Genomic DNA, 827 nt, shown 5'->3' with positions numbered 1-827 from the left:
CGCACCAGTGATTACCGTCAACGGCCAAACATCTTGCCATGTCGACCACAGTAGCTGACCATTCAAAATCCCTTGAATGAAATCAGCACCATGTGGGTCTTTGCTAACAAGTAACACCGCCAAAGAGGCAGATACCACAAACAAGCTGCCAATCATCGGCTCAAGATGCGGATGATTTCGCTTTTCTAATGCAGCAATCAATCCGCATAACAATAACGACATTATCCAAGGGCCAAGCATTGCACCAAGCCAAGATTCCGATAACCAAGGAATCCTCACGTACAAAGTAGATGAGTTTAGCCAATAATGACTAAGCGCCGACCCCAATGCTGCGACTTGAGCCACCGCAAGGTCGATGAAAATGATCTGCCGCTTTAATACTTGCTGGCCCAGTACGACGTTACCAATTAGCGCAATCACGCCGCACAAAATAGCCGGCGCTAACCATGTGTATTCAGTCATGATCAAAACTTCACAGCACTAGGGGAAACAAACACATCGAGTAACTCGGCAATCACTTCATCGTACAGCTCATCTAAGTTCTGCTCTTTTGACACCGTCAAAGGCAATTGGACGACAGGTTTGTTTGTTCGTTGTTGCAACCACATTGCGGGGCGTTGATCTTGGTGAGACGAATACACAATCGCATCAAACGAACTTGCGTCCAACTTGGTCAGTGATTGCAGATGAGAGGTCGTCGGTGATACCCCTGGTTTGGGCTCAAGATCCGCGACTTGAACCATACCTAGCCAATCGAACAAGTATCGGTAAGTGGAGTGATAGCCCACTACTCGCTTACCATTTAACCGCTTAGCTTTTGCTTCCCA

2 protein-coding genes are annotated in these 827 nt (G+C 47.4%); both read right to left on the bottom strand.

Annotation, left to right across the window (positions count from 1 at the left end; genetic code table 11):
- Positions 1-462, bottom strand: a 462-nt coding sequence (locus tag R7R24_RS25840; RefSeq protein WP_318119980.1) for a metal ABC transporter permease, incomplete at its 3' end; no start/stop codon positions are given.
- A 2-nt stretch (positions 463-464) separates the two neighbouring features.
- The coding region (locus R7R24_RS25835; protein ID WP_411978833.1) for a metal ABC transporter solute-binding protein, Zn/Mn family at positions 465-827 on the bottom strand (363 nt) is incomplete at its 5' end.

The organism is Vibrio sp. 704 (assembly GCF_033339295.1).
Note: the sequence above shows the minus strand (reverse complement) of the source record. Positions and strands in the feature narration are given on the sequence as shown.